Genomic DNA, 3314 nt, shown 5'->3' on the forward strand with positions numbered 1-3314 from the left:
GTTCATCATGTCGTCGGTCATCGGTGGTGTCCCTCAGGTTGGCTCTAAGCAACCCGACCCTACCGGAAATCACCGATGGCTATGAAATCCAGCTACACCACTCCATGGGACACGATCTGGGGCAACAGCCCCATAGGCGCTAACTTAAGAGCTCTGAAGCGGGGATGGCGCTGTCCCTTAATCTGTAAAGCTGTCGCGAAAATCCCCTGCAATAGTAAGATTTTGCGTCTGATCGGGGCAACAGTCAAAGAGACGGGCGAATGAAGATGCCGCTAAATCTGCCGTCCGCCGCCACCGCAAAACTCCATTCCAGGCGGCCCTTCTCGAAGCAGACGTCGTAGACGTCCCAGCCGCAATCCGTTACGCCCTTGAAGGACATGTCTTTGAGCGGTCCCATGCGCTCCAGATCGGATTGAATCATTGCAGATTGCTCGCGCGCGGCGGTGGCGAGAGGGGGCATCATCTGCTCATAATCGGGTTCGCGGCGCTGGCGTTGGTCTATGATCTCTTGCAGCAAAGCCTTGCTGTTTTCCACCGGGCGCTTGTCCTTGATCCGCTTCGCAAGCGCTTCTTCCAGCGCAGTCACGACGCTCTCCTCGACACGGGGTGCGGCCTGTTCATAGCCGTTCTGGTGTAGCACGAGACCGGATACGGCACCGCTTTCGTTGCGAGTGAAGGTGAGCTGCGCCTGGACCGCCTTGTAGAAGAAACGGTCAACGTCTTTGGCAAAAATTTCAAGCTCCGCCTGGCCTGTCAGGCGCGAAAAAAGCCGTCCATCTCTCAGGGTGATAACATAGGCAAGCGTATCGAGAAGGTAGTAGCCGTTATAGTCGGCATAGAGAGCAAGATCGATCTTCTGCTCTGTCCGGGGCCTTGCCTGCTCGTAGCGACGCCATGCGATGGTATCGGATGAGGTGTCGGTCATATTCGTATCCTTTGCGAGTTTCAGGAGTTCTTCGATCGAAAGCAGACCTCCTGCGGCAACCTTCGCCCTCAGGGCTTCAACAATGGCGAGACTGCGCTGGGTGCGCCCGAGCTGTTCCTGTAGAGTGAGGTTCTGCATGGAAAGCATGCGATCGAGATCGGCCGCTTGCCCGGCCAACAGCCGGGCGATGTGATGCAGGCGGAGGCCCAGTCGCTTCAACGTCAGAATCTCGTTCAGCCGGGCGATTTCATTGGCTCCGTAGAGCCGCCAATTCTTTTCCGTCCTGCGAGGGTGGATGAGGCCAGTTTGCTCGTATAGCCGGGAGTGCACGTACCGTGAGACCAATGCGCTTGGCACATTGCGCAGCGGTCAGCCACGTTTCTTCCTTGATATCATTCCGCATAGAGCCTCCTACAAAGTCATGAACCTCATCTAAGGTATGACGTGGGGTCCGGCTCAAGCGAAATTTGAGGGCGATTTTCGCGTCGGATCAATCTGTAACCGCCGATCGACATCGCATTCTGGATATGGTGGCCTGACTTTTGCGTCGCCTCGGCGGATCGCAGATATGCCGCATGACGGTGGCAAATCGCTTAGAGATTTTCTTCATCGTCCGCACCGACAATACTGCAGAGAGGATCGTATGCTTCAGGAGACTATGTAGCCTCCATAGCGACAATGACCTGAGTGTCTGAGATGTCGTCTTCGCAGGGGGGAGAGTCGAGAACGTCGGTGACGGCCTCGTCGATCAACAGCGCTACGATCAGATGCGCCATGAGCTTGGGAATACCATTCAATGATAGCTGGACTGATTTTCTGCGCCTCTTTGACCGTCGTCGACGGCGACACGGTGAAATGCGACGGGCAAAATATGCGACTGCTGGGGGAAGGTGTTCCGTTCGTCTCGGGCATCGATACGCCGGAGATTGGATCGCACGCGAAATGCATCAAGGAACGGAAGTTGGCGCTGATCGCCAAGGGCAGGCTGAAAGAGCTTTTGGCTGAAAAGGGATTGCGCGTCGTGTTCAGCGGCACGGCCGACGGTACGCCATCGCACCGGCCGCTCATCAACATCTACCGAACGAATGGGGAAGAGATTGGGAAGAAGCTGCTTCGGGAGGGCTTCGCGGCGCACCTGGACCCCGGGGCATCGGAATGACTGGTGCGATTGAACAAAAAAATCTGTAGGCACGGGAACAATATGCTTCGTTGACCGTAAAACCTTCGGGCCGTGCGGAGATTCGTTACACTTCGCTGAGCGACCCACCTCAACCTTAGCCCCGCTCCGTAGTGGGGCTTTTTTTGGCATTGACGTCGGCGCTCGGAGCGGATCGCGCAGAGGAGGAGTCCTGTCTCCAACAGCACCCACTCCTCAAACTTGCCCCGTCTCGGCGGGGCCTTTTTTGTTCGGCACGCCGGGAACCCCAGATCGACAATCTAGTTAGCTCATTGGATCGCGGGAGAAAGCCAGTACTTTCAGTTCGCATAATGCCTTTCTCCTAGCGATCCACCATTTTCCAGAGTTGGGTCGTGCGGAGGCAATTTCCCCGTCCGCTCCCAAGCGACGCTCCGCGCGGCCCGACACTCAGGCATTGTCTTTCGCCAGTGACGCGATGATGGCGTCCAGACGTCGGGTCGTTTCCTTCGACGTCTCCCGGTGCTTTTCGCGAAGGTCCTTGATGCTGGATTCCAGCCGATGGATATGGCCGTCGAGATCGGAACGGCGGACGTACTCGTCCCGGATCCTGTTCAGCCGGTCATGCAGGACGTCATCGCCCGCTTCGACTTTTCCGGATAGTCGCTCATCCACCGCATTGATCCGGGTCTTGACGTTGTTGAAGGTCGCGAAGACAAGCCCCCCGACAAACGTCGACACGGTGATCATGGCCCCGATCAGCCAACGGATATCATCTGGCATTGTTTTTCCCATCTACGTTCGGGATTGATTGAGCGCCGGTCTGGCGGGTGTTGAAAGCGTGGATATGGTCGGCGCAGCGGATCACCCGCGCATTGGCGCGATCGAGGGCGGCGCGCTCCCGATCGAGAACGGACAGCTTTTCGGCGCCAAATTCTGGCAGGCGTGGCTCTTCTGGAGAACGAGGATGACCGCTTCTACAAGGCTGAGATGTATAAATTCAAATTCCCGACCAGCCGCGGACACTACGCTTGGAACGAGTACCTTGATTTCGTGATGACGGATTCGGCCAGCGATCAAAAGACGGCGATGAAAGCCGGATTTTTCTCCGGCGAAATCGAGGGCTTCAGAACGACAGATCGTGTCCCATGGAGTGGTGTAGCTGGATTTCATAGCCATCGGTGATTTCCGGTAGGGTCGGGTTGCTTAGAGCCAACCTGAGGGACACCACCGATGACCGACGACATGATGAAC

The 3314-nt window shown here is 56.7% G+C and carries 3 protein-coding genes and 2 pseudogenes; 1 reads left to right on the forward strand and 4 read right to left on the reverse strand.

Annotated elements, in window-relative coordinates; all coding sequences use genetic code 11:
- Positions 1–244 precede the first annotated feature (244 nt).
- Positions 245–1144, reverse strand: a complete 900-nt coding sequence (locus tag EFB14_RS32665) for a transcriptional regulator (RefSeq protein ID WP_245438361.1) — start codon at positions 1142–1144, stop codon at positions 245–247.
- A gap of 9 nt (positions 1145–1153) precedes the next feature.
- A pseudogene (locus EFB14_RS33705) lies at positions 1154–1282 on the reverse strand (MerR family transcriptional regulator); the annotation flags it as partial.
- A gap of 439 nt (positions 1283–1721) precedes the next feature.
- On the opposite strand from EFB14_RS33705, the pseudogene EFB14_RS32670 reads away from it, so the two are divergent.
- A pseudogene (locus EFB14_RS32670) lies at positions 1722–2097 on the forward strand (thermonuclease family protein).
- A gap of 413 nt (positions 2098–2510) precedes the next feature.
- Here EFB14_RS32670 and EFB14_RS32675 read toward each other — a convergent pair.
- Entirely contained in the window at positions 2511–2843 is a 333-nt protein-coding gene (locus EFB14_RS32675; protein WP_126830927.1) for a hypothetical protein, read from the reverse strand.
- A gap of 81 nt (positions 2844–2924) precedes the next feature.
- Positions 2925–3239, reverse strand: a complete 315-nt coding sequence (locus tag EFB14_RS33190) for a hypothetical protein (protein WP_164737638.1) — start codon at positions 3237–3239, stop codon at positions 2925–2927.
- Positions 3240–3314: the final 75 nt, after the last annotated feature.

It is taken from the genome of Rhizobium fabae (assembly GCF_003985135.1).
Lineage (GTDB): Bacteria > Pseudomonadota > Alphaproteobacteria > Rhizobiales > Rhizobiaceae > Rhizobium > Rhizobium pisi.

What these genes read in the sequence shown, in the direction of transcription:
- EFB14_RS32675 (WP_126830927.1), bottom strand. Translation starts at nt 2,843, where the DNA reads ATGCCAGATGATATCCGTTGGCTGATCGGGGCCATGATCACCGTGTCG.
- EFB14_RS33190 (WP_164737638.1), bottom strand. Translation starts at nt 3,239, where the DNA reads ATGGCTATGAAATCCAGCTACACCACTCCATGGGACACGATCTGTCGT.